Origin of the sequence: Pseudomonas asgharzadehiana (assembly GCF_019139815.1) — a bacterium.
In the GTDB taxonomy this organism is placed as follows: Bacteria; Pseudomonadota; Gammaproteobacteria; order Pseudomonadales; family Pseudomonadaceae; genus Aquipseudomonas; species Aquipseudomonas asgharzadehiana.
The window spans coordinates 573,134-596,324 of record NZ_CP077079.1; the positions used below are offsets into that span (position 1 = coordinate 573,134).

Annotated in this window: 24 protein-coding genes; 12 read left to right on the top strand and 12 right to left on the bottom strand. The window is 60.2% G+C overall.

What is annotated here, in order from left to right; translation table 11 throughout:
* The first annotated feature begins 227 nt into the window (after positions 1-227).
* From hisB to KSS96_RS02585, 6 genes are all read left to right on the top strand, one after another.
* Positions 228-821, top strand: coding sequence for an imidazoleglycerol-phosphate dehydratase HisB (hisB, locus tag KSS96_RS02560; protein ID WP_003218037.1), 594 nt, complete (start codon positions 228-230; stop codon positions 819-821).
* Positions 821-1,459 (top strand): imidazole glycerol phosphate synthase subunit HisH, encoded by a 639-nt coding sequence (gene hisH, locus KSS96_RS02565; protein ID WP_017529558.1) that lies wholly within the window; start codon positions 821-823, stop codon positions 1,457-1,459. Before hisB ends, hisH begins: the two co-directional genes overlap by 1 nt.
* Positions 1,460-1,717: a DUF2164 domain-containing protein gene (locus KSS96_RS02570; protein ID WP_017529557.1), complete on the top strand. Its 258-nt coding sequence runs from the start codon at positions 1,460-1,462 to the stop codon at positions 1,715-1,717.
* 39 nt (positions 1,718-1,756) lie between these two features.
* Complete coding sequence (hisA, locus tag KSS96_RS02575; RefSeq protein ID WP_003187784.1) at positions 1,757-2,494, top strand: 1-(5-phosphoribosyl)-5-[(5-phosphoribosylamino)methylideneamino]imidazole-4-carboxamide isomerase; 738 nt, start codon at positions 1,757-1,759, stop codon at positions 2,492-2,494.
* 9 nt (positions 2,495-2,503) lie between these two features.
* Positions 2,504-3,274, top strand: coding sequence for an imidazole glycerol phosphate synthase subunit HisF (hisF, locus tag KSS96_RS02580; protein ID WP_003171107.1), 771 nt, complete (start codon positions 2,504-2,506; stop codon positions 3,272-3,274).
* Positions 3,275-3,340: 66 nt separating this feature from the next.
* Positions 3,341-4,096, top strand: a complete 756-nt coding sequence (locus KSS96_RS02585; protein WP_065879515.1) for a substrate-binding periplasmic protein — start codon at positions 3,341-3,343, stop codon at positions 4,094-4,096.
* Here KSS96_RS02585 and KSS96_RS02590 read toward each other — a convergent pair.
* The 5 genes from KSS96_RS02590 to gpmI all read right to left on the bottom strand — a co-directional run bounded on the left by KSS96_RS02590 (position 4,049) and on the right by gpmI (position 10,630).
* Positions 4,049-5,368, bottom strand: coding sequence for a Vps62-related protein (locus tag KSS96_RS02590; protein ID WP_135196349.1), 1,320 nt, complete (start codon positions 5,366-5,368; stop codon positions 4,049-4,051). The two genes, KSS96_RS02585 and KSS96_RS02590, sit on opposite strands and share 48 nt — an antisense overlap.
* A gap of 36 nt (positions 5,369-5,404) precedes the next feature.
* Positions 5,405-6,190, bottom strand: a complete 786-nt coding sequence (locus KSS96_RS02595; RefSeq protein WP_017529554.1) for a divergent polysaccharide deacetylase family protein — start codon at positions 6,188-6,190, stop codon at positions 5,405-5,407.
* Between the two features lies 1 nt (position 6,191).
* The gene (locus tag KSS96_RS02600; RefSeq protein WP_017529553.1) at positions 6,192-7,520 is read right to left on the bottom strand and encodes a S41 family peptidase; all 1,329 of its coding nucleotides are present in this window, start codon (positions 7,518-7,520) and stop codon (positions 6,192-6,194) included.
* A 30-nt stretch (positions 7,521-7,550) separates the two neighbouring features.
* Positions 7,551-8,846, bottom strand: coding sequence for a murein hydrolase activator EnvC family protein (locus KSS96_RS02605; protein WP_017529552.1), 1,296 nt, complete (start codon positions 8,844-8,846; stop codon positions 7,551-7,553).
* Between the two features lie 257 nt (positions 8,847-9,103).
* On the bottom strand, positions 9,104-10,630 hold the full coding sequence (gene gpmI, locus KSS96_RS02610; protein WP_017529551.1) for a 2,3-bisphosphoglycerate-independent phosphoglycerate mutase: 1,527 nt from the start codon (positions 10,628-10,630) through the stop codon (positions 9,104-9,106).
* A 151-nt stretch (positions 10,631-10,781) separates the two neighbouring features.
* Between gpmI and KSS96_RS02615 the strand changes: the two genes are divergently transcribed.
* Genes KSS96_RS02615 through secB form a run of 3 tightly spaced genes read left to right on the top strand, consistent with a single transcriptional unit; the run spans position 10,782 to position 11,966 of the window.
* Entirely contained in the window at positions 10,782-11,195 is a 414-nt protein-coding gene (locus tag KSS96_RS02615; protein ID WP_017529550.1) for a rhodanese-like domain-containing protein, read from the top strand.
* 1 nt (position 11,196) lies between these two features.
* On the top strand, positions 11,197-11,451 hold the full coding sequence (grxC, locus tag KSS96_RS02620; RefSeq protein ID WP_017529549.1) for a glutaredoxin 3: 255 nt from the start codon (positions 11,197-11,199) through the stop codon (positions 11,449-11,451).
* Positions 11,452-11,486: 35 nt separating this feature from the next.
* Positions 11,487-11,966 (top strand): protein-export chaperone SecB, encoded by a 480-nt coding sequence (secB, locus tag KSS96_RS02625; RefSeq protein WP_012721755.1) that lies wholly within the window; start codon positions 11,487-11,489, stop codon positions 11,964-11,966.
* 119 nt (positions 11,967-12,085) lie between these two features.
* On the opposite strand, the gene KSS96_RS02630 is transcribed toward secB, so the two are convergent.
* A complete protein-coding gene (locus KSS96_RS02630; protein ID WP_010563141.1) occupies positions 12,086-12,541 on the bottom strand; it encodes a tRNA (cytidine(34)-2'-O)-methyltransferase in 456 nt (151 codons plus the stop codon).
* Between KSS96_RS02630 and KSS96_RS02635 the strand changes: the two genes are divergently transcribed.
* Positions 12,540-12,980 (top strand): hypothetical protein, encoded by a 441-nt coding sequence (locus KSS96_RS02635; RefSeq protein ID WP_068937236.1) that lies wholly within the window; start codon positions 12,540-12,542, stop codon positions 12,978-12,980. The two genes, KSS96_RS02630 and KSS96_RS02635, sit on opposite strands and share 2 nt — an antisense overlap.
* A 335-nt stretch (positions 12,981-13,315) precedes the next feature.
* On the opposite strand, the gene ntrC is transcribed toward KSS96_RS02635, so the two are convergent.
* The 5 genes from ntrC to glnA all read right to left on the bottom strand — a co-directional run bounded on the left by ntrC (position 13,316) and on the right by glnA (position 18,711).
* On the bottom strand, positions 13,316-14,752 hold the full coding sequence (gene ntrC, locus KSS96_RS02640) for a nitrogen regulation protein NR(I) (RefSeq protein WP_017529547.1): 1,437 nt from the start codon (positions 14,750-14,752) through the stop codon (positions 13,316-13,318).
* Positions 14,749-15,834, bottom strand: a complete 1,086-nt coding sequence (gene glnL / locus KSS96_RS02645; protein WP_017529546.1) for a nitrogen regulation protein NR(II) — start codon at positions 15,832-15,834, stop codon at positions 14,749-14,751. The genes ntrC and glnL overlap by 4 nt, the downstream gene beginning before the upstream one ends.
* Before the next feature lie 296 nt (positions 15,835-16,130).
* The gene (locus tag KSS96_RS02650; protein WP_065879512.1) at positions 16,131-16,556 is read right to left on the bottom strand and encodes a cupin domain-containing protein; all 426 of its coding nucleotides are present in this window, start codon (positions 16,554-16,556) and stop codon (positions 16,131-16,133) included.
* Between the two features lie 99 nt (positions 16,557-16,655).
* Positions 16,656-17,195 carry a chorismate mutase gene (locus KSS96_RS02655; RefSeq protein WP_065879511.1) on the bottom strand — a complete coding sequence of 180 codons (540 nt, stop codon included), beginning with the start codon at positions 17,193-17,195 and terminating at the stop codon, positions 16,656-16,658.
* 109 nt (positions 17,196-17,304) lie between these two features.
* The gene (glnA, locus tag KSS96_RS02660; RefSeq protein WP_017529544.1) at positions 17,305-18,711 is read right to left on the bottom strand and encodes a glutamate--ammonia ligase; all 1,407 of its coding nucleotides are present in this window, start codon (positions 18,709-18,711) and stop codon (positions 17,305-17,307) included.
* A gap of 334 nt (positions 18,712-19,045) precedes the next feature.
* Here glnA and thiI point away from each other — a divergent pair, with 334 nt between their 5' ends.
* Together thiI and typA are read left to right on the top strand one after the other, a co-directional pair.
* On the top strand, positions 19,046-20,500 hold the full coding sequence (thiI, locus tag KSS96_RS02665; RefSeq protein WP_217855700.1) for a tRNA uracil 4-sulfurtransferase ThiI: 1,455 nt from the start codon (positions 19,046-19,048) through the stop codon (positions 20,498-20,500).
* A gap of 139 nt (positions 20,501-20,639) precedes the next feature.
* Positions 20,640-22,460: a translational GTPase TypA gene (gene typA / locus KSS96_RS02670; RefSeq protein WP_008028025.1), complete on the top strand. Its 1,821-nt coding sequence runs from the start codon at positions 20,640-20,642 to the stop codon at positions 22,458-22,460.
* A 193-nt stretch (positions 22,461-22,653) separates the two neighbouring features.
* On the opposite strand, the gene KSS96_RS02675 is transcribed toward typA, so the two are convergent.
* Entirely contained in the window at positions 22,654-23,088 is a 435-nt protein-coding gene (locus KSS96_RS02675) for a YkgJ family cysteine cluster protein (protein WP_068935359.1), read from the bottom strand.
* Between the last annotated feature and the right edge of the window lie 103 nt (positions 23,089-23,191).

Genomic DNA, 23,191 nt, shown 5'->3' on the forward strand with positions numbered 1-23,191 from the left:
GCTCCCGATGACGGTGGCTCAGCCGCATAGTTGCTGGCTGATCTACCGCTATCGGGAGCAAGCCCCCTTTCACATTGAAGGTGCGAAGTTTTCATAAGTCGGTCCCACATGTACACACATGTCTATCCCCGACACTCCATCAGTCTTATCCCCTTCGATGTTTCTGTTTAGCGCCCGCGCCCCTATAATGGCTGCCTTTTTCGCCCAATGATTTTGCGGAGCTGGTGATGGCCGAACGTAAGGCGTCCGTCGAGCGCGACACTCTGGAAACCCAGATCAAAGCCTCGATCAACCTGGATGGCACCGGAAAGGCCCGATTTGATATCGGTGTACCTTTTCTTGAGCACATGCTGGACCAGATCGCCCGTCACGGGCTGATCGACCTGGATATCGTCAGCAAGGGCGACCTGCATATCGACGACCACCACACGGTGGAAGACGTGGGCATCACGCTCGGCCAGGCCTTTGCCAAGGCCATCGGCGACAAAAAAGGCATCCGTCGCTACGGCCACGCCTATGTCCCGCTGGACGAAGCGCTGTCGCGCGTGGTCATCGACTTCTCCGGCCGCCCAGGCCTGCAGATGCATGTGCCGTACACCCGCGCCACCGTGGGTGGCTTCGACGTCGACCTGTTCCAGGAATTTTTCCAGGGTTTCGTCAACCACGCACTCGTCAGCCTGCACATCGACAACCTGCGCGGCACCAACACCCACCACCAGATCGAAACCGTGTTCAAGGCTTTTGGCCGTGCATTGCGCATGGCCGTCGAGCTGGATGACCGCATGGCCGGGCAAATGCCCTCGACCAAGGGCGTTCTGTAATGCAGACGGTCGCGGTTATCGATTACGGCATGGGTAACCTGCACTCGGTCGCCAAGGCCCTCGAACACGTGGGGGCCGGCAAGGTGCTGATCACCAGCGATGCCAAGGTGATCCGCGAAGCCGACCGCGTGGTGTTCCCAGGGGTTGGCGCGATTCGCGATTGCATGGCCGAGATCCGCCGCCTGGGCTTTGACAGCCTGGTGCGCGAAGTCAGCCAGGACCGTCCGTTCCTCGGCATTTGCGTGGGCATGCAAGCCTTGCTCGAGCGCAGTGAAGAGAACGACGGCGTCGACTGCATCGGCCTGTTTCCCGGCCAGGTGAAGTTCTTCGGCAAGGACCTGCACGAAGACGGCGCCCATCTGAAGGTCCCGCACATGGGCTGGAACGAAGTCAGCCAGACCGTGGAACACCCGTTGTGGCACGACATTCCGGACATGGCGCGTTTCTACTTCGTGCACAGCTACTACATCGCCGCCGGTAACCCGCGCCAGGTGGTGGGGGGTGGGCACTACGGCGTCGATTTCGCCGCAGCGCTGGCTGAAGGCTCGCGTTTTGCCGTGCAGTTCCACCCGGAGAAGAGCCATACCCATGGCCTGCAATTGCTGCAGAACTTCGCCGCCTGGGATGGGCGCTGGTAAATGGCCAGGAAGCCGAAGCAGCCGATCTTGAGCCTCACGCCCGAACAGGAGAGTGAGGCTACCCTCAAGATCAAGCGTTTCATGGAAGATCGCTTCGAACTCAAGTTGGGGTCGTTCGAGGTCGCCGAGATTCTCGAATTGTTCACCCACGAAGTGGCGCCGCATTATTACAACAGGGCGATTTTCGACACGCAGACGCTCCTTAAAGAAAGGTTCGAAAGCATCGAAAGCGACTTGTGGTCGCTTGAGAAACCCTGATTTCCCAAGCATTGCTGAATTTCGAATAAGGTTTGCCAGATGCTGATTATCCCCGCTATCGATCTCAAGGACGGCGCCTGCGTACGTCTGCGCCAAGGCCGTATGGAAGACTCCACCGTGTTCTCCGATGACCCGGTGAGCATGGCTGCCAAATGGGTGGAAGGGGGCTGCCGTCGTCTGCATCTGGTGGACTTGAACGGCGCCTTCGAAGGCCAGCCGGTCAATGGCGAGGTGGTCACCGCGATCGCCAAGCGTTACCCGAACCTGCCGATCCAGATCGGCGGCGGTATCCGCTCCCTGGAAACCATCGAGCATTACGTCAAGGCCGGCGTGAGCTACGTGATCATCGGCACCAAGGCCGTGAAAGACCCCGCCTTCGTCGCCGAAGCCTGCCGCGCGTTCCCGGGCAAAGTGATCGTCGGCCTGGACGCTAAAGATGGTTTCGTCGCTACCGACGGTTGGGCTGAAATCAGCACCGTGCAGGTGATCGACCTGGCCAAGCAGTTCGAAGCCGACGGCGTCTCTGCCATCGTTTATACCGATATCGCCAAAGACGGCATGATGCAGGGCTGCAACGTGCCGTTCACCGCCGCATTGGCGGCCGCGACGAAGATCCCGGTGATCGCGTCCGGCGGTATTCACAACCTGGGCGACATCAAGTCGCTGCTGGACGCCAAGGCGCCAGGGATCATCGGCGCGATCACCGGCCGGGCGATCTACGAAGGGACCCTGGATGTCGCCGAGGCCCAGGCTTACTGCGATGCCTACAACGGCTGAGGACTGACCATGGCGCTGGCCAAACGCATCATCCCTTGCCTGGACGTCGACAACGGTCGCGTGGTCAAGGGCGTCAAGTTCGAGAACATCCGCGATGCCGGCGACCCGGTGGAAATCGCCCGTCGCTACGATGAGCAAGGTGCCGACGAGATTACCTTTCTCGACATCACCGCCAGCGTCGACGGCCGCGACACCACGTTGCATACCGTCGAGCGCATGGCCAGCCAGGTGTTTATCCCGCTGACCGTGGGCGGCGGCGTGCGCACCGTGCAAGACATCCGCAACCTGCTCAACGCCGGCGCGGACAAGGTATCGATCAACACGGCCGCGGTGTTCAACCCGGAATTCGTCGGCGAAGCCGCGCAGCACTTCGGCTCGCAATGCATCGTGGTGGCCATCGACGCCAAGAAGGTCTCGGGCCCGGGTGAAACCCCGCGCTGGGAGATCTTCACCCACGGCGGGCGCAAGCCCACCGGCCTGGACGCGGTGGAGTGGGCGATGAAGATGGAAGGCCTGGGCGCCGGGGAAATCCTGCTGACCAGCATGGACCAGGACGGCATGAAAAATGGCTTCGACCTGGGCGTGACCCGCGCCATCAGCGATGCGCTGGGCATTCCGGTGATCGCGTCCGGCGGCGTCGGCAACCTGCAGCATTTGGCCGATGGCGTGATCGAAGGCCATGCCAGCGCGGTGCTGGCGGCGAGTATTTTCCACTTTGGCGAATACACTGTTCCCGAGGCCAAGGCCTACATGGCGGCACGCGGTATCGTCGTTCGCTAAACGTCGCTGGACACCGTGGCAGGCGCGGGGCACTCTCTGCGCTTGCCATGGATTCCGGTAACTTTCATGTTCAAACAGCTGCTGCTCGCTCTCGCCAGCATTTCCGTGCTGATGGTCGGTACCGCCCGATCCGAAGAACCGTCTGACGCCTCCCTGGTGTTGCTCACGGAAAATTTCCCGCCTTACAACATGGCGAAAAACGGCAAGAACTTCGCCAAGGACGAGAACATCGAAGGCATCGCCGTGGACATCGTGCGCGAGACCTTCAAGCGCGCCGGTATTTCCTACAACCTCACCTTGCGTTTTCCTTGGGAGCGAATCTACAAACTCGCCCTGGAGAAGCCCGGCTATGGCGTGTTCGTCATGGCCCGCCTGCCCGACCGCGAAGCGCTGTTCAAGTGGGTCGGCCCCATCGGTCCGGATGACTGGGTACTGCTCGCCAAAGCCGACAGCAAGATCAAGCTGGATGACGTGAAACAGGCGCGGTGCTACAAGATCGGCGCCTACAAGGGCGATGCCATCGCCGAGAGCCTGGAAAAGCAGGGCCTCAACCCGATCGTCGCGTTGCGTGACCAGGACAACGCGCAAAAGCTGATGGATGGCCAGATAGACCTATGGGCCACAGGTGATCCGGCGGGCCGATACCTGGCCCGCCAGGTCGGGGTGACCCAACTCAGAACCGTGCTGCGCTTCAACAGTGCGCAGCTTTATCTGGCGCTGAACAAAGACGTGCCGGATGACGTGATGGTCAGGCTGCAAGCGGCCCTTGATCAGTTACGGAGTGAGGGCGTTGTCGATCAAATCATGGCCCGTTACCTGTAGATCCGGCTCCGCTTGTGCGGCTTCTTCCCTTGGGGTTGCCTCTTGCGGCAGCGGCTCGGTGTCGGGAGATTCGCTCATATAAACGTGATCGCCATTGGTGTAGCTGACGGTCGCTGAAACCTGGCTGCCATCCTGACGCAGCAGGCAGTACTCACTGTGTAACAGGTAAGCGGCCACGGCCTTTTTCGGCGGGACATAGATGATGATCTCCAAGGGCGAGGAATGACTCCAGCCTTTCGCGGAGCGTTGGGTATGCGTGAAGTCACGATCCAGCTGCGCCGAAAAACTCAACTCAAACGCCTGTGGATGCGCAGGCCACTCTTTGCATAAGTCGATGCTGGTATTGAACGCCAAGGCCCTGGCATTTGTGCCCAGTTCCCCTTTGGAGGCCGTCCACATAAACGGCTGAGGGGTCTGCCCGGTGTTGTGCCCGAAGCCGCCGAGGCGATAACGGTCCGTGCGTTCGAGCCGGTAGGTGGGCGACGACTGAAGCTGTTCGACCGCGCTCAGTTCCGGGTCTTTTACGCAAAACCACGGCAGCTCGCAGGCGTGCAGCGTGGCGGTGTTTTCATCCAGGGAGGGGATTTCGTGCCCGGTGAGAACCGGAGGTGACGGTAGGTCGCTCAGATGGGTGGTCAACGCCAGGCGCAGGGAGTAGGCCTCAATACCTGGCTTGGCATAACTGCCATGACCAAGGAAGGTACCGGGCGCCAGGTAAGCTTCGCCGACGGGCGCCTCGGGTGCGGTGATCGACCAGATGCTTAAATCGTTGGCGCAGCCGCTGCCTTTATCGTTCCAGATCAGCTCGCCCAATTGCGCCGTCACGACCAGGTCTTCGCGCACACAGCGCACGGCATGGCGCGAGGGTTTGTCGTAGCCGACGCCACACACCAGCCCCATCGTGACGTAGCCCTGCGGCGCAAGCGGGCGCCAGATGGAAAGGTTGCTATGCGCCCCGGTCCCTTCATCGTGCCACACCCGTTGGTAGTCAACGGGCGGACGCAGCGCCGTGCCGTCGGCCTTATTCGCGTCGCTCACCACTGCGACGATCTTGCCTTGGTTGATATTGCGGTAGTGACCGACCGCGATATCGCCCAAGGCGTAAAACGAACTCAGCGCATCGGATGTTGTGCTGGGTCGCCAGAGGCCGACGGCCTTTTGTGCGCTGGAACCCTTATCGTTCCACAGCGGCAAGAACTCGCTGGTAAAGCTGATGAGCAGGTCGTTGAATTGCAGAGGTTGCATGGAAAACGCTCCAGTTGATGGGAGCATCAACTGTCGAGCAGCGAGCGCGTGGGCGGGCTGTATCTATCTATGCGCAGGAAGGTAGGTGCCGTTTTTGCCGTGACCGGCCATGGCCTGATTACTGCGCACACTGATCATCAACTTGATGTCGATCCACTCCACGCCCTGTGCCTTGAGCGTGGGCAATTCGCGCTCCAGCACCGCCAGGGTTTGCGGGTAAGGGTGGCCGATCATCACGGCCGAGCCTTGTTTGTGGGCCAGCTTGATTGCGGTTTGCAGTTGGGTGGTGATCGCCGCTTCGGTGCGTTCGTCGTCCAGGAATACATCCCGCGAGACATGGGCCAGGCCGATCTTCTGTGCCTCGGCGGCGGCTACGGTTTGCGCGCTGGTGCGGCTGTCGACAAAGAACTTGTTGCGCCGTTGCAGCTCGGCCATCAACCAGGCCATGGCGGCGGGTTGCGCGGTCATGCGGCTGCCCATGTGGTTGTTGACGCCGGCGGTGTAGGGCACGGCGTTGAACGCGGCGTCCAGGCGTTTGCCCAGCTCTTCGATAGGCAGCTCGGGATGCCAGGCGAACGGGCCGGTGGCCGGGTCCATGGGCATGTGCAGCATCACGATCTTGCCGGCTTTGTGGGCTTCGCGGGCGAATTCGGCGGCGTGAGGCGTGTCGGGCATGATCGCCGTGGTCACCGGCCCGGGGAGGGCCAGCACGCGACGATCCCGGGGCAGGTTTTGCCCGAGATCATCGATGATCAGGGTGAGATAGGCTTTGCGCGGCTCACCGGCCGGGGTCGCGTGGGCGACCCCGGCCAGGCTGCACAATACTGCGATGATCAGGGCAAAGCGCATATCAACGGCTGCGCGTAATGCTCAGGCCCTTGAGCAGGCTCAGCGCCTGGGCCAACTGGTAATCATCGTCCTGTGGCATCGGCTTGGCTTTGGCTGCGCTGCCGGTCGGCTGGTCGGCGCCGCCGTTGCCATTGCCCAGGTGGCCTTGCAGGTCCGCCTCTTTGTAGTACTCGCTGTCGACCTCGTTGGTGATCTTGGCCTTGCGTACTTCAATGTCCGGGACAATGCCCTGGGCCTGGATCGAGCGACCGTTCGGCGTGTAGTACAAGGCCGTGGTGATCTTCAACGCGCGTTCGTTGTTCAGCGGCAATACGGTTTGCACCGAGCCTTTGCCGAAGCTGGTGGTGCCCATCAGCACGCCACGTTTCTGGTCTTGCAAGGCGCCGGCGACGATTTCCGAGGCCGAGGCGCTGCCGCCGTTGATCAGCACGGCCAGTGGCACGTTTTCGCTGAGGTCGTTGCCGGTGGCCGAGAAGCGCAGCTCGGAATTGGCGATACGGCCCTTGGTGTAGACGATCAGGCCCTTGGTGATGAAGTGGTCGACCACTTCCACCGCCGATTGCAGCACGCCGCCTGGGTTGTTACGCAGGTCGAGCACGATGCCGCTGAGTTTCTTGCCGTTGTCCTTGCGCAGCTTGGCCAGGGCCTTGGCCACTTCGTCGCCGGTCTTGACCTGGAATTGAGTGATGCGGATGTAACCGTAGCCCGACTCCAGCAACTGGCTCTTCACGCTCTTGACCATGATCGTCGCGCGGGTCAGCGTCACGTCGAACGGGTTGCCGCCGTCGCGTACCAGGGTCAGGGTGATTTTCTGGCCGATCTTGCCGCGCATCTTGTCGACGGCTTCGGTCATGGTCTGGCCACGGGTCGGCTGGCCGTTGATCTTGACGATAAAGTCGCCGGCCTGGATGCCGGCCTTGGAAGCCGGGGTGTCGTCGATCGGCGAAACCACTTTGATGTTGCCGTCTTCGGCGCCGACTTCGATGCCCAGGCCGCCGAATTCACCGCTGGTGCTTTCCTGCAGCTCGGCGAAATCTTCCGGGCCCAGGTAGGCGGAGTGCGGGTCGAGGTTGCTGAGCATGCCCTTGATGGCGTTCTCCAGCAGGGTCTTGTCGTCTACGGGTTCAACATAGGCTGCCTTGATCCGGTCCATGACCTCTGCAAAGGTGCGCAGCTCGTCCAGCGGCAACGGCGCCCTGGTGGTCGCGGCAGAGGACGCGGCCGTGGCGGCGGGTGCAGCCGGGGCGGCCTGGTCGGCGAAAGCCAGAGGCGCGCCGATCACCAGGGCGATCGTCAGGGCCAGCGAAGTGAGGCGGGACAAATGCAGCATGTCGAACGAACTCCTAGTGTAGATGCGGCCCTATCCTTGGGAACGGCACCATTGTGCGGGATCGCTCGGGCGACCCTGCTGACGAATAGCGAAGTACAGCGCCGGGGTGTCCTGGCCACCACTGTTACCGACAGTGGAGATGGATTCACCGGCTTTTACAACATCACCTGCCGACTTGAGCAATGTCTGATTGTGGCCATAAAGGCTCAAATAGCCATTACCGTGGTCGAGAATTACCAATAAACCGGCGCCCCGCAGCCAATCGGCAAATACCACGCGCCCACCGTGAACGGCATGCACCTGGCTGCCGGCGGAGGCGCTGATCATCACCCCATCCCACTTGGCGCGGGTGTCATCGCCACGGGTTTCCCCAAAGCGTGCCAGCAATCGACCATCAACTGGCCATGGAAGTTTGCCTCGGGCTGAAGCAAAAGGGCCGCCGAAGGACTCGCCGGCGCTGGAAACCAGCGGGCCTGGGGCGGAATGCGCCGGTTTACGGGGCGCCGGGGCGTCGGTGGTGGCTGCCAGTTCGGCCTCACGCTGACGCTTTTTTTCCGCTTCCTGCTGGGCGATCAGCGCTTTTTGCCGCGCTTCTTCAGCCTCACGTGCCTGGCGCGCCAGGGTTTCTTCGATGGTCTTGAGCACTTTGGCCAGGTCGGCCTGGTCCTGCTCGCGGGCCTGCAGCTTGGCGTCGCGGGCTTTCACGTCGTCATTGAGTTTGGCCAGTGCCAGCTGGCGCTCCTTGCGGACCTTGTCGAGCTCATCGCGCTGGGTGTCGAGGGCGCTTTTCTGGTCCTGCAACTGCGACTGCTGGTTGGCGATCTCCTGTTCCACGTTGACCAACTGGCGCAGCGTCTCGTTGAAGCTTTTGAGCTGCTCCAGGCGGGCCTTGCTCAGGTAGTCGTAGTAGGTGAGGGTGCGCGCGAATTTCTCGGGGTTCTGCTGGTTGAGCAGCAGCTTGAGGTATTCCTGGCGGCCGCTCTGGTAGGCGGCGCGGGCCTGGATCGCGATCAGGCGTTGCTGTTCAACGCGTGCGCTCTGGAGTTTTTTTTTCTCAGCGTCGAGTCGCTCCAGTTCCGACTCGCTCTTCTTTAGTTCTTTTTGCAGCTCCTGGACTTGCTTTTCCAGCTTGCCCATTTCGGTTTCCGTGCCGCGCAGGTCTTTCTGCACTCCGGATTTTTCTTCCTGGAGCTTGCCGAGCAGTTTTTTCAGCTCGGTAATGTCCTGACGCGTAGCGTCCAACTGTTGTTGGGTTTGTGCGCGCTCATCGGCAAACGCCGGTTGGAGCAGGCAGACAAGAGCGAGGGTAATCAAGGCGCGAAGCATAGAGGCGGGCGACACCAGGGAAAGGGACGGTCTAGTATGCCCGCCAAGCGCTGCAAAAAAAACGCCCAATTGGGGCCGGCGGGCAAGTTAGCTGCCGAGTGGCGGCGGTATGGCAAAAAGACATCTTCCAAACACCGCAAAGCTAATGTGGGAGGGGGCTTGCTCCGATGGCAGGGTGTCAGTCGGTATATGTATCAACTGGCACGCCGCTATCGGGAGCAAGCCCCCTCCCACACTGCTGTGCGGTGTGGTTGAAATCACACCAGGATTGAAGTGCCAGTCATCTCAACCGGCTTCTCCAGCCCCATCAACATCAGCATTGTCGGCGCGACATCCGCCAGCACCCCGCCGTTACGCACTTTGAAATCACGCTTGCCGACGTAGATGAACGGCACCGGCTCGGTGGTGTGGGCGGTGTGGGCCTGGCCCGTGGATTCGTCGGACATTTGCTCGCAGTTGCCGTGGTCGGCGGTGATGAGTGCTTCGCCGCCGACTTTTTCCAGCGCGTCGGCGATGCGGCCCACGCACAGGTCCAGGCATTCCACGGCCTTGACCGCCGCCTCCAGGTTACCGCTGTGGCCGACCATGTCGCCGTTGGCGTAGTTGACCACGATCACGTCATAACGCTGGTTCTCGATGGCGTCGACGATTTTGTCGGTCACCTCCGGAGCGCTCATTTCCGGCTGCAAATCGTAGGTGGCGACTTTTGGCGACGGGATCAGGATGCGCTCTTCCCCGGGGAACGGTTCTTCACGCCCGCCCGAGAAGAAGAACGTCACGTGGGCGTATTTTTCGGTTTCGGCGATGCGCAGCTGGGTCTTGCCGTTTTTTGCCAGGTAATCGCCCAGCACGTTGTCCAGGCTGCCCGGCGCAAAGGCGGCCGGGGCTGGAATACTGGCGGCGTACTGCGTCAGGCCCACGTACTGCACTTTGGGTTGGCGCGCGCGTTCGAATTCCTTGAAGCCGTCTTCGACGAACACGCGGCTCAGCTCGCGGGCACGGTCGGCGCGGAAGTTCATGAACACCACGGCGTCGCCGTCCTCAACCTTCACCGGCTCGCCGATGGTAGTGGCCTTGACGAACTCATCGCTTTCGCCGCGCGCGTAGGCGGCTTCCAGGCCTTGCTGGGCGGTGGCGGCGTTGAAGTCGGCCTGGCCGTCGACGATCAGGTTGTAGGCCTGGGATACGCGGTCCCAGCGGTTGTCGCGGTCCATGGCGAAGTAGCGGCCCACGATGCTGGCGATGCGGCCCTTGCCCAGGGCGGCGAAGGTGGCGTCCAGCAGTTCGATGGACGATTGCGCACTTTTGGGTGGCGTGTCCCGGCCGTCGAGGAAGGCGTGCAGGTAAATCTTGTCGGCGCCACGCTTGAACGCCAGTTCGGCCATGGCCACCAGATGGTCCTGGTGGCTGTGTACGCCGCCGTCCGACAGCAGGCCCATGAAGTGCACGGCCTTGCCGGCGGCCACTGCTTTATCCACCGCAGCGCAGATGGTCGGGTTCTCGAAGAACTCGCCATCGCGGATCGCCTTGGTCACGCGGGTGAAGTCCTGATACACCACTCGTCCGGCACCGAGGTTCATGTGGCCGACTTCCGAATTGCCCATCTGGCCGTCCGGCAGGCCCACGTCCATGCCGGAGCCGGAGATGAGGCCGTTGGGCACGGTGGCGGTCAAACGGTCCAGCACCGGCTTGCGCGCCGCGTAGACCGCGTTGTCGTGGTGGCTTTCACTGTGTCCAAAGCCATCGAGAATTATCAGGACCAAAGGTTTAGGCGTGGTAGTCATAGATCCTCTCGCGGCGGTAATAAAGGAAGGCAATTGAAAAGGGAGTGGCAGTTTAAAGCGAAGTTCCGACCACGTCACCGCTTTACGGGGGTTGGCCCCCCCTGACGGCTGTGTATACTTACCGCCATTTTAACGCCCTGGAACCTCCTTGATGGTTGATCACCTGATTGCATTTGCCACTGCCCACTATCTGCTCGTGGGTGCCTTCGTCATCTTGCTGGCGCTGCTGATCGCTCACGAATTGAGCCGCGGTGGCCGCAGCCTGAGCACCTCGGAGCTGACCGCGCTGGTCAACAAGGATGAAGCCATTGTGGTGGATATCCGCCCCGCCAAGGAGTTCGCCGCCGGCCACATCGTCGGTGCCCTGAACATTCCCCAGGACAAGCTGATCGCGCGCCTGGCCGAGCTGGAAAAGCACAAGGCCAAGACCATCATCCTGGTCGACGCCCAAGGCCAGCACGCCGGCACCCACGCTCGCGAAATGCTCAAGACCGGTTTCACCGCCGCCAAGCTGTCCGGTGGCATCGGCAGCTGGCGCGCCGATAACCTGCCTCTGGTGAAGTGATATGACCCAGGTTGTCGTGTATTCCAGCGATTGGTGCCCTTACTGCATGCGGGCCAAGGCCCTGCTTGAGAAAAAGGGTGTTGCCTTCGAAGAGATCAAGGTCGACGGCAAACCCCAGGTACGCGCCGAAATGGCCCAGAAGGCCGGCCGCACGTCGGTCCCGCAGATCTGGATCGGCGCCAAACATATCGGTGGCTGCGATGACCTGTTCGCTCTTGAGCGCGCCGGTAAACTGGATGCGCTGCTGTCCGCTTAACCCCTTAAAGACCCCAAGATAAAGAAGGATCTGCGATGACTGATCAACAGAACACCGAAGCAGCAGAAGCTCAAGGCCCACAGTTCTCGCTGCAGCGTATCTATGTGCGTGACCTGTCGTTCGAAGCGCCGAAAAGCCCGGCCATCTTCCGTCAGGAATGGACCCCAAGCGTTGCGCTGGATCTGAACACCCGCCAAAAAGCCCTGGAAGGTGACTTCCACGAAGTCGTGCTGACGCTGTCGGTCACCGTCAAGAATGGCGAAGAAGTGGCCTTCATCGCTGAAGTACAACAGGCCGGCATCTTCCTGATCCAGGGCCTGGACGAAGCATCCATGAGCCACACCCTGGGCGCGTTCTGCCCGAACATCCTGTTCCCGTATGCCCGCGAGACCCTGGACAGCCTGGTCACCCGTGGCTCGTTCCCTGCGCTGATGCTGGCCCCGGTGAACTTCGATGCCCTGTACGCCCAAGAGCTGCAGCGCATGCAACAGGAAGGTTCGTCGACGGTTCAGTAAGTCGATGCGGTAAAAAATGTGGGAGGGGGCTTGCTCCCGATAGCGGTGTACCAGTCACATCAGTGTCGACTGGCAACCCGTCATCGGGAGCAAGCCCCCTCCCACATTTGTTTTGCGTGTTATTTGAAACCGAGTTGGCGCCAGCCTTCGTACACGGCCACCGCCACGGTGTTGGACAGGTTCAGGCTGCGACAGCCTTCACGCATCGGCAAACGCAAGCGATGGCCGTCGGGCAGGGCGTCCAGTACCTCTGCCGGCAGGCCACGGCTTTCCGGGCCGAACAGGAAGGCATCGCCCTCGGCAAAACTGGCATCATGGAACGGCCGCGAACCCTTGGTAGTGAACGCGAACAAGCGCGGATGGCCCAGGCTTTCCAGGCAACTGGCCAGGTCGGCGTGGCGCTGCAAGGTGGCGTACTCGTGGTAGTCCAGCCCGGCGCGGCGCAGGCGCTTGTCGTCCATGTCGAAGCCCAAAGGTTCGATCAAATGCAGGTGGCAGCCACTGTTGGCGCACAGCCTGATAACGTTGCCGGTATTCGGCGGAATTTCTGGTTGAAAAAGGATGACGTGAAACATGCACGGCTCCGAAGGCAAAGATGCGCTGCATTCTACCCCCGAAGAGGACCCCAGGCCGAAGCTATTGCCACGGGTCATGGGCTCATTGGCGATTGTCGGTTTGATGGTGGGCTTGATGATCGGCCGCCTGACTATCCCCGATCCGGTGCAATTGCAGCAGGTAGAGACAATAAGCGACGGCGTGGTGGTGTGGTTCAACAGTGAACCCAAGCTGCACGGCGAGCATGTCGACGGCACCGTGGCGCTGCTGTTCGACGCCCAGGGCAAGGTCGCCAGCGGGCAGCTCAAGGTCAATGAAAGGGACGTGAACTGGCGCATTCGCAAGACCGATGGAGGTTTGCTGCTGAACCTGGTGGCGGCTCGGCCGTTGCGCGGGGAGTGGAAAGGCGAGGAGGTCGATGACCGCTGGCGGCTGGAGATCCATCTCCAAGAGCAATAAAAGAGGGAGTTCCCGGCCTGCCTGTACCAGGGCTCCCAAAACGGGGTGAAGCCAGAGGCTTCGGTGTTAAAGAGGGGATTCTCGGCCTGCCTGTACCAAGGTCCCCGAAACTGGGTTGTACTGGGGTTATTGCAGGGGGCGTGCCAAAACTTGCATTTGCCGCTTGAGAAAATGCCAAAAAGCGCAAAGCCCCGGAATACGGGGCTTTGGTTGTTTCTACTGCTAAGGAGTTTGTAGCGAAAGCGATAGGCGAGTTTTCTGGTCTGTGCTCAATGCCGGTTCATAGTGCATTGAAGCGGTGCACAAACCCGAGCGTTATGAAGATCCAAATGTGATCAGGCTTCATCACCCTCATCATCATCCCCACCATCAACCTTCATCCCCAATTCCTTGATCTTGCGCGTCAGGGTGTTACGCCCCCAACCCAGCAACACCGCAGCATCGCGACGACGGCCGGCGGTGTGCTTCAGCGCGGTCTCGATCATGATCCGCTCGAATGCCGGCACGGCGCTGTCCAGCAGGTTTGACTGGCCACGAGCCAGCGCCTGGTCAGCCCATTGACGCAGTGCCTGTTCCCAATTGGTCACCGGGGCCGAATCCTGCGGCAGGCTCAGCAGCTCCGGCGGCAGGTCGCTGATATGCACTTCGCGCCCGGACGCCATCACCGTGATCCAGCGGCAGGTGTTCTCCAGTTGGCGCACGTTGCCAGGCCATGGCAGGTTCTTGAGGTACTCCTCGGTCTCGCTCTTGAGCAACTTCGGCTCAACGGCCAGTTCCTGGGCGGCGCGGCTGAGGAAGTGGCGAGCGAGGGTCGGGATGTCTTCGCGGCGGTCCGACATCCGTGGGATGTGGATGCGGATCACGTTGAGGCGGTGAAACAAGTCCTCGCGGAACTTGCCCGCGTGCACCAGGGTTTCCAGGTTCTGGTGGGTGGCTGCGATGATGCGCACGTCGACCTTTACCGGGGTGTGCCCGCCGACGCGGTAAAACTCACCGTCCGCCAGTACCCGCAGCAAGCGGGTTTGGGTGTCGGCGGGCATGTCGCCGATTTCGTCGAGGAACAACGTGCCGCCGTCAGCTTGTTCAAAGCGCCCGCGACGCAGGTTGGCCGCACCGGTGAATGCGCCTTTCTCATGGCCGAACAGTTCGGACTCCATCAAGTCTTTCGGAATCGCCGCCATGTTCAGCGCGATAAACGGCGAGGCTGCCCGCGGGCTGTGGCGATGCAGGGCGTGGGCCACCAGCTCTTTACCGGTACCCGACTCGCCGTTGATCAGTACGGTGATGTTGGAGTGGCTCAAGCGCCCAATAGCGCGAAACACTTCCTGCATCGCCGGCGCTTCGCCGATGATTTCCGGGGTGCGGGTGAGGGTGGGTGGGGCTTCCTGGTTTTGTTGCTCCTGGGCGTGCTGGTTGGCGCGCTTGACCAGTGCGACGGCTTCGTCCACGTCGAATGGCTTGGGCAGGTATTCGAACGCGCCGCCCTGGTAGGACGCGACAGCGCTGTCCAGGTCCGAGTGCGCGGTCATGATGATCACCGGCAGGCGCGGGTGTTGTTCGCGAATCCGCGCCAACAGGTCCAGGCCACTGGCGCCGGGCATGCGGATGTCGGAGATGATCACGTCGGGCTGCTGGCGCGCCAGGCGGCTCATCACCCCGTCGGCGCTGTCGAAGCTCTGGGTGGTCATGCCTTCCTGTTGCAAGGCTTTCTCGAGGACCCAGCGGATAGAACGGTCGTCATCGACGATCCAGACAGTTTCACTACGGCTCATGTCGTGGGGGCTCCTTGTTCCAATGGCAGGAAGATCGAGAACGTGGTGTGGCCGGGGTGGCTCTCACATTCGATCAGGCCCTGGTGCTGGCTGATGATGTTCTGGGTGATGGCCAGGCCCAGCCCGGTACCGTCCGGGCGGCCGCTGACCATGGGAAAGAAAATGGTTTCCTGCAGTTCCGTGGGAATGCCCGGGCCGTTGTCGATGATCTCGACCTTGGTCACCAGGCGATGGCGCACATGGCCGATGGTGAACTGGCGCAAGGCGCGGGTGCGCAGGCTGATGCGGCCCAGGCGCAGCTCGTTCTGGCTGCTGATGGCTTGCATGGCGTTACGCACGATATTGAGCACCGCTTGGATCATCTGTTCGCGGTCGATCAGGACGTCGGGAATGCTTGGGTCGTAGTCGCGCACCAAGGTGATGCAGCCCTGGCTTTCGGCCTCGACCAATTGGCAGACGCGCTCCAGTACTTCATGCACGTTGGTCATCGCCAGCGACGGCAGTTTGTTCGAGCCGAGCATGCGGTCCACAAGGTTTCGCAGGCGGTCGGCCTCTTCGATGATGACGTTGGTGTAGTCCTTGAGATGCTCCTCCGGCAGCTCGCGGGCCAGCAGCTGCGCCGCGCCGCGAATGCCGCCCAGGGGGTTCTTGATCTCATGGGCCAGGCCGCGCACCAGCATCTTGCTGGTTTCCTGCTTGGACAGCTGCGCTTCTTCCTTGGTGATGCGCAGCAGTCGGTCGCGAGGGTGGACTTCAAGCAGCAGCAGGGTGGCGCCGTTGCTCAGGATCGGGGTCACGGCGTAGTCGACGGTCAGGGTCTGGCCGGTCAGGGCGGTGAGCATCGCCTCGCGCTTGGTGAACGGGTGTGCCTGCTCCACGGCCTGGCGCAACGAACTCAGGGCTTCGGCCGACTCGGTGAATAATTCGCTGATGAACTGCCCATGGCTGCGCTGGCCGCTGATGGCCAGGAGCATCTCTGCCGCCGGGTTCATGTACTCAAGGCGCAGGTCGTCATTGAGCAGGATGGTCGCGGTGGTCAGGTTGTCGAGTAGCAAACGGTGCAGTGCATCGCTGATGGTCATCGGGACCTCTTTTGGAGCAAGGCGCGGGCTTGAGGCACACGCTGATACAAGGAAAATGCAAAAACCAAACCAAGGCTCCGAAAAGAAGCGTTAATCCCCTGAAATAGGGGTTTAAGGCGCGAAACTGTGGCGTTCTGCCAGCTTGGCCGGGAAGTTTCGAACCAAAATGGGGTGAGTCAGTGGGAAGGGTGCAGGTCGTCGCACCAATATAGTGCGGTTTTGTGAGGTTTGTTCAGGAAGTGATGAGAGAGTGCTCTCGGCGGCTGTGCGAGAGCGATCTCAGTGGTGGGGCTTTATCAGTGTGGCTGGGAGAGTGGCATGCCCGCGCTGCCGGCGTAAAAGACCAGCAGTTCCACCGGTGTGCTTCCGGTTCTGCCGCGATGGACTGTGCCTACCATCTCGGCCAGGGTTTGCCCTTGTGTCAGGGTGAGGGCTTGCCCACCTTTACGGGCTTCAACGATCAACTCGCCCGAGAGGATATACGCTGCGTTCGGCATGGGGTGGCTGTGCCAGGGTAACTGCGTATTCGCGGGGATCTTGAGCCGCAACAGCGTGAGTTCCGGCGGTCCGGAGGGGTAGGCCTTGTAAGGTGTTCCGTCCCATGATGCGCTGCTCTGCAGCAGGGTTTCCTTTTCGATTTGCACGACGTTTTTCGGCTGGCTGCTGCAGCCTAGGGCAGACAAGCAGGCCGCTGTTGCGATCAAGCATTTGAGGGCTTCCATGGTTTGGTTTCATCCCGTTCGCTGAGTGGCCGGTCAGGCTACGATCGCTGTTCGGGGAGGGATGCCGGAAGGTGCCTAAAATAATGTGGGTGTCATCCGTTATTGGCCTGTGCGAATACACAGCTCGGCCGTGGCGCGGATCATCGCCAGTTGCCGCAGCGGGTCGTTCAGCGGCTCATGCACCGCTTCGGCCAGCCAGTGAGGGCACTGCGGGTCGCTACGTTGGGGGGTGAAGTCCGCCAGTTGTTGCAGCAGGCGTGTTTGCAATTGATCCAGCTGCGGGCGAATCTGCTTCACCAGGTCCGGGCGCGGATCGTCGGGTGCCTTGCCCTGGAACTGCCAATCGGACAGGTGGGTGTACTGCACCAGCTTGTTTGCCTCGATCTGGGCCGAGAAGAATTGCTCGGCGGCGGCGGGTGCCAGTTTGTAGCTCGGCGCCTGGGCGACAACGCTGGCGATCACTTCTTGTTCGCGCTTCTTATCTTCCACCGGTTTTTTGCTGTCCCATTTGCTCAGCGCCACCTGGTCGGCGATTTCCAGGCGTTCGGCGATGCTGTTGAGCAGCGGCTCAAGAGTGGGGGGCGCAGCCAATGCACTGGCGCTGAAAAACACTAAAGCGAACGCAAGTCGACGTTTCAATGCTGATCTCCTTGTGGGAGGGAGGGGGGATTCGGGTTAATTCCCGGGCAAAAAAAGACCTCCCGAAGGAGGCCTTTTTCATCACGCTGCGTCAAGCAGCGCTACCGGATCAGCAGCTGTAGTACAGCTCGTATTCCAGTGGGTGTACGAAGGTGCGAACCTTGATTTCTTCTTCGCTTTTGAGCTCGATGTAGGCATCGATGAAGTCGTCGCTGAATACGCCGCCTTTGGTCAGGAACGCACGGCCCTTGTCCAGCTCTTCCAGGGCTTCTTTCAGGCTGCCGCACACTTGTGGGATCTCTTTGGCCTCTTCAGGCGGCAGGTCGTACAAGTTTTTGTCGGCGGCATCGCCTGGGTGGATCTTGTTCTGGATGCCGTCCAGGCCAGCCATGACCAGCGCAGCGAAGGCCAGGTATGGGTTGGCTGCCGGATCAGGGAAGCGCGCTTCGATACGGCGAGCGCGTGGGCTGGACACGTAAGGAATACGGATCGAGGCGGAACGGTTGCGAGCCGAGTAGGCCAGCATCACCGGTGCTTCGAAACCTGGGACCAGACGCTTGTAGGAGTTGGTCGACGGGTTGGTGAAGCCGTTCAGGGCCTTACCGTGCTTGATGATACCGCCGATGAAGTACAGGGCGGTGTCGGACAGGCCGGCATAACCTTCGCCGGCGAAGGTGTTCTTGCCTTCTTTGGCGATGGACAGGTGAACGTGCATACCCGAACCGTTATCGCCGTACAGTGGCTTAGGCATGAAGGTAGCGGTACGGCCGTAGGCATCAGCTACGTTGTGTACGCAGTACTTCAGGGTCTGGACTTCGTCAGCCTTGGCTACCAGGGTGTTGAACTTCACGCCGATTTCGTTCTGGCCGGCAGTCGCCACTTCGTGGTGGTGAACTTCGATGACCAGGCCCATTTCTTCCATGGCGTTGCACATGGAGGTACGGATTTCGTGGTCGTGGTCGAACGGCGGAACCGGGAAGTAGCCACCTTTGACGCCTGGACGGTGGCCTTTGTTGCCGCCTTCCACGTCCTGGTCGGACATCCACGAGCCTTGCTCGGAGAAGATTTTGAACATGGAACCGGAGATGTCGGACTTGAACTTGACCGAATCAAAGATGAAGAACTCTGGTTCCGGGCCTACGAATACGGTGTCGCCGATACCGGTCGACTTCAGGTATTCCTCGGCGCGCTTGGCGATCGCACGTGGGTCGCGATCGTAGCCTTGCATGGTCGAAGGCTCGATCACGTCGCAGACGATGATCAGGGTTGGGTCTTCGGTGAACGGGTCAAGGACGGCAGTGCTGTCGTCCGGCATCAGGATCATGTCGGAGGCTTCGATGCCTTTCCAGCCGGCAATGGAGGAACCGTCGAACATTTTGCCTTCTTCGAAGAAAGCATCATCCAGCGCGTCGCGAGCCGGCATGGTCACGTGGTGCTGAGTGCCTTTGGTGTCCGTGAAGCGCAGATCAATCCATTTAACGTCATGATCTTTGATGAGTTGAACCGACTTCGACATAGTGTCCTCCGGGTGGCTTCGGGCTGGGGTAGTGGAGTTAGCCCTTAGAATGTGGGTGATGCCGGCGCGGATAGTCCGCCATGGCAACCTGCCTCACAAGAGAGCAAATTGCATGCCAGTGCGCCAACATGGGTTTTTTGCGCCAAAAGCGACCCTATAAAGGTGCGCAGCGACAAAAGCCCGAAAATAGCGCACTGCAATGTGGCGCATGCGCATGCAAATGCACCGCTTTAGTGCGTTGCGGTGTGAGTGCATATTAACTGGTTAAACCTTGAGCGATTTCCGCTATAATCCGCGCCCCCCTTTTTCAGCAGGCCCGGCGCGCGCTGTTTCCATGAAATTAATCGTTAAAGTCTTCCCCGAAATCACCATCAAGAGCCGACCGGTACGGATGCGTTTTATCCGTCAATTGGCCAAGAACATCCGTGCCGTGCTCCGAGATCTGGACCCGGCTGTGGTGGTGAATGGCGTGTGGGACAACCTCGAGCTGGAAACCCGCCTGACCGACGCCAAAGCCTTGAAGGATATGACCGAGCGCCTGAGCTGCATGCCGGGCATCGCACACTTCCTGCAGGTTGACGAGTACGCGCTGGGCGACTTCGACGACATCACCGAAAAATGCAAACTGCATTTTGGCGACAGCCTTGAAGGCAAGATTTTTTCGGTGCGCTGCAAGCGTGCCGGCAAGCACCCGTTCAGCTCCATGGACGTGGAGAAATACGTCGGCAGCAAGCTGCGTCGCGAGTGCGGCGCCGCTGGAATTTCCCTGAAAGCGCCGCAAATTGAAGTGCGCATGGAAATTCGCGACCAACGGTTGTTTGTGATCCACAGCCAGCACAACAGCATCGGCGGCTACCCGCTCGGCGCCCTGGAACAGACCCTGGTGCTGATGTCCGGCGGTTTCGATTCCACGGTGGCGGCCTACCAGATCATGCGCCGCGGCCTGATGAGCCACTTCTGCTTCTTCAACCTGGGTGGGCGCGCACACGAATTGGGCGTGATGGAAGTTGCGCACTTTATCTGGAAGAAGTACGGCAGCTCCCAACGCGTGCTATTTGTGAGCGTACCGTTCGAGGAAGTGCTGGGCGAAATTCTCGGCAAAGTCGATAACAGTCATATGGGCGTGGTATTGAAGCGTATGATGTTGCGCGCGGCCTCCCGTATCGCCGATCAATTGCAGATCGACGCGCTGGTGACCGGCGAAGCGATTTCCCAGGTTTCCAGCCAGACGCTGCCGAACCTGTCGCTGATCGACTGCGTGACCGAGAAGCTGGTGCTGCGCCCGCTGATCGCCAGCCACAAGCAGGACATCATCGATTTGGCGGAAGAAATCGGCACCGCCGACTTCGCCAAGCATATGCCTGAATATTGCGGGGTCATCTCGGTGAATCCCAAGACCCACGCCAAGCGCAACCGCGTGGAGTACGAAGAACAACAGTTCGACATGGCGATTCTGGAGCGTGCGCTCGAGAACGCCAAACTGGTGCCGATCGATCGGGTTATCGACGAGTTGGGCCAGGATGTGCAGATCGAAGAAGTCAGCGAAGCTCTGGCCGGTCAGATCGTCATCGATATCCGTCACCCGGATGCCGCTGAAGACGAGCCGCTGGAAATCGCCGGCATCGACGTACAAACGCTGCCGTTCTATGCATTGAACGCGCGTTTCAAGGAACTGGATGACAGCCGTCAGTACCTGCTGTATTGCGACAAAGGCGTGATGAGTCGCCTGCATGCCCACCATTTGCTCAGTGAGGGGCATGCCAATGTGCGCGTTTATCGACCGAGCTAAGAGCCCGGGGCTGTTTGCCTGTGGCCTGCGTCACCGGCCCCCCGACTCTGCCGTCAAGCTGTAACGGCAAGGCCTGACTCTACTGTAAATCGCTGCCACGACCTGTCAGCACACCGAATCCTCTGATCGAGATACACAAGTGATCGAAAATCTACGTAACATCGCCATCATTGCTCACGTTGACCATGGTAAAACCACCCTGGTAGACAAACTCCTGCGTCAATCCGGCACCCTGGAGCGCAACGAGCTCAACGACGAGCGCGTGATGGACTCCAACGACCAGGAAAAAGAGCGCGGTATTACCATCCTGGCAAAAAACACCGCTATCAACTGGAACGGCTACCACATCAACATCGTGGATACCCCGGGCCACGCCGACTTCGGCGGCGAAGTAGAACGCGTAATGTCGATGGTCGACTCCGTTCTGCTGCTGGTTGACGCTCAAGACGGCCCTATGCCGCAAACCCGTTTTGTGACCAAGAAGGCTTTCGAAGCCGGCCTGCGTCCGATCGTGTGCATCAACAAGGTTGACCGTCCAGGCGCGCGTCCGGACTGGGTTCTGGACCAGATCTTCGACCTGTTCGACAACCTGGGCGCCACCGAAGAGCAGCTGGACTTCAAGGTCGTCTACGCCTCGGCCCTGAACGGCATTGCCGGTCTTGACCACACCGACATGGCTGAAGACATGACCCCGCTGTACCAGTCGATCGTCGACAACGTACCGGCGCCGAAAGTTGACCGTGAAGGTCCGTTCCAGATGCAGATCTCGGCACTGGACTACAACAGCTTCCTGGGTGTTATCGGCGTTGGCCGTATCGCTCGCGGCAGCGTCAAGCCGAACACCCCGGTTGTGGCTATCGGCGCCGACGGCAAGAAGCGTAACGGTCGTATCCTGAAGCTGATGGGTCACCACGGCCTGCACCGCATCGACGTCGAAGAAGCCTTCGCCGGCGACATCGTGTGCGTCAGCGGTATGGACTCGCTGTTCATCTCCGACACCCTGTGCCAGCCGGACAACGTCGAGGCGATGAAGCCTCTGACCGTTGACGAGCCAACCGTTTCCATGACCTTCCAGGTAAACGACTCGCCGTTCTGCGGTAAAGAAGGCAAGTTCGTGACCTCCCGTAACATCAAGGAGCGTCTGGACAAAGAGCTGCTGTACAACGTTGCACTGCGCGTTGAAGAAGGCGACTCGGCTGACAAGTTCAAGGTTTCCGGCCGTGGTGAGCTGCACCTCTCGGTACTGATCGAAACCATGCGTCGCGAAGGCTTCGAAATGGGCGTTGGTCGTCCTGAAGTGATCATCCGTCAGGTTGACGGCGTGAAGCAGGAACCGTTCGAAAACGTGACCATCGACACCCCTGAAGAATCCCAGGGCAAGGTCATGGAAGAGATGGGCCTGCGTAAGGGCGACCTGACCAACATGGTGCCGGATGGCAAGGGCCGTGTACGTCTGGAATACAACATCCCTGCTCGCGGTCTGATCGGTTTCCGTAACCAGTTCCTGACCCTGACCAACGGCGCCGGCATCCTGACCTCGATCTTCGATCGCTACGACACCATGAAGTCCGGCGACATGTCCGGCCGTCAGAACGGTGTTCTGGTATCGGTAGAAACCGGCAAGGCACTGACCTACTCCCTGGAAACCCTCCAGGCGCGTGGCAAGCTGTTCGTTGAACACGGTCAAGAGATCTACAACGGTCAGATCGTTGGTCTGAACAGCCGTGACAACGACATGGGCGTCAACCCAACCAAAGGCAAGAAGCTCGACAACATGCGTGCTTCGGGTAAAGACGAAACCATCGCCCTGGTCCCACCTGTTCGCTTCACCCTGGAACAGGCCCTGGAATTCATCCAGGACGACGAGCTGTGCGAAGTTACGCCTAAGTCGATCCGTCTGCGTAAGAAGATCCTGGACGAAGGCGAGCGTACCCGCGCTGCCAAGAAAGCCAAGAACTGAGTTAACTCAGGCTGAATGAAAAACGCCCCCGGTCGAAAGGCCGGGGGCGTTTTTTTGTGCCTGCAGAATTTGGGGTGCCTGTACTGGCGTTATCGGGAGCAAGCCCCCTCCCACTTTTTGGTTTGTGAACATAGTCAAAGGTGGGAGGGGGCTTGCCCACGATGAGGCCCTTGAAAGCCCCAAAAAACCTGGATCAGAACTTGTCGAGGGTCTTGAGCTTGGTCTCGCGCACCACTTCCTTGGGCTTGTACGCACAGTACCCCGGCCGCGGCCCGATCTTCGGGTGGTTGCGGCAAGTGTCCGGGCGCTTGTCATAAATGGTGCAAAAGCGCGTCTTACGATCCAGGTACAGGCAATCGTTGTTGCTCATGCGCTGCAGGGTAAAAATTTCCGACTTGGAATTGAAGCGCTCGACAATGCCTTCCTTCTGCAAGCGCTTGGCGATGTTCTTCGGCGGATCGCCGCGCTCGAATTCATCGACGATGCCAATGCGGATCAGGTCCTTGATCTTCACTTCGACCGGCAGCGTGCAGCAGCTGGACACACAACCGCCACACATGTGCGCGGAATATTTTTGCCAGGTCTCAAGACGGTCGAGTTCCGCGGCTGCGATCAGTTGGGGCTTCATCAGGGTTCCAGGGTGAGGCGATATCAGGGCGCGCGATCATACCGGGATTGGTGGTTTTTTGAACAATCTTTTCAAGATTTCATCTGTGGCCATGATTGGGCAC

Coding starts and splice junctions, on each gene's coding strand:
- hisB (WP_003218037.1), top strand. CDS start 228: ATGGCCGAACGTAAGGCGTCCGTCGAGCGCGACACTCTGGAAACCCAG.
- hisH (WP_017529558.1), top strand. CDS start 821: ATGCAGACGGTCGCGGTTATCGATTACGGCATGGGTAACCTGCACTCG.
- KSS96_RS02570 (WP_017529557.1), top strand. CDS start 1,460: ATGGCCAGGAAGCCGAAGCAGCCGATCTTGAGCCTCACGCCCGAACAG.
- hisA (WP_003187784.1), top strand. CDS start 1,757: ATGCTGATTATCCCCGCTATCGATCTCAAGGACGGCGCCTGCGTACGT.
- hisF (WP_003171107.1), top strand. CDS start 2,504: ATGGCGCTGGCCAAACGCATCATCCCTTGCCTGGACGTCGACAACGGT.
- KSS96_RS02585 (WP_065879515.1), top strand. CDS start 3,341: ATGTTCAAACAGCTGCTGCTCGCTCTCGCCAGCATTTCCGTGCTGATG.
- KSS96_RS02590 (WP_135196349.1), bottom strand. CDS start 5,368: ATGCTCCCATCAACTGGAGCGTTTTCCATGCAACCTCTGCAATTCAAC.
- KSS96_RS02595 (WP_017529554.1), bottom strand. CDS start 6,190: ATGCGCTTTGCCCTGATCATCGCAGTATTGTGCAGCCTGGCCGGGGTC.
- KSS96_RS02600 (WP_017529553.1), bottom strand. CDS start 7,520: ATGCTGCATTTGTCCCGCCTCACTTCGCTGGCCCTGACGATCGCCCTG.
- KSS96_RS02605 (WP_017529552.1), bottom strand. CDS start 8,846: ATGCTTCGCGCCTTGATTACCCTCGCTCTTGTCTGCCTGCTCCAACCG.
- gpmI (WP_017529551.1), bottom strand. CDS start 10,630: ATGACTACCACGCCTAAACCTTTGGTCCTGATAATTCTCGATGGCTTT.
- KSS96_RS02615 (WP_017529550.1), top strand. CDS start 10,782: ATGGTTGATCACCTGATTGCATTTGCCACTGCCCACTATCTGCTCGTG.
- grxC (WP_017529549.1), top strand. CDS start 11,197: ATGACCCAGGTTGTCGTGTATTCCAGCGATTGGTGCCCTTACTGCATG.
- secB (WP_012721755.1), top strand. CDS start 11,487: ATGACTGATCAACAGAACACCGAAGCAGCAGAAGCTCAAGGCCCACAG.
- KSS96_RS02635 (WP_068937236.1), top strand. CDS start 12,540: ATGCACGGCTCCGAAGGCAAAGATGCGCTGCATTCTACCCCCGAAGAG.
- KSS96_RS02630 (WP_010563141.1), bottom strand. CDS start 12,541: ATGTTTCACGTCATCCTTTTTCAACCAGAAATTCCGCCGAATACCGGC.
- ntrC (WP_017529547.1), bottom strand. CDS start 14,752: ATGAGCCGTAGTGAAACTGTCTGGATCGTCGATGACGACCGTTCTATC.
- glnL (WP_017529546.1), bottom strand. CDS start 15,834: ATGACCATCAGCGATGCACTGCACCGTTTGCTACTCGACAACCTGACC.
- KSS96_RS02650 (WP_065879512.1), bottom strand. CDS start 16,556: ATGGAAGCCCTCAAATGCTTGATCGCAACAGCGGCCTGCTTGTCTGCC.
- glnA (WP_017529544.1), bottom strand. CDS start 18,711: ATGTCGAAGTCGGTTCAACTCATCAAAGATCATGACGTTAAATGGATT.
- thiI (WP_217855700.1), top strand. CDS start 19,046: ATGAAATTAATCGTTAAAGTCTTCCCCGAAATCACCATCAAGAGCCGA.
- KSS96_RS02675 (WP_068935359.1), bottom strand. CDS start 23,088: ATGAAGCCCCAACTGATCGCAGCCGCGGAACTCGACCGTCTTGAGACC.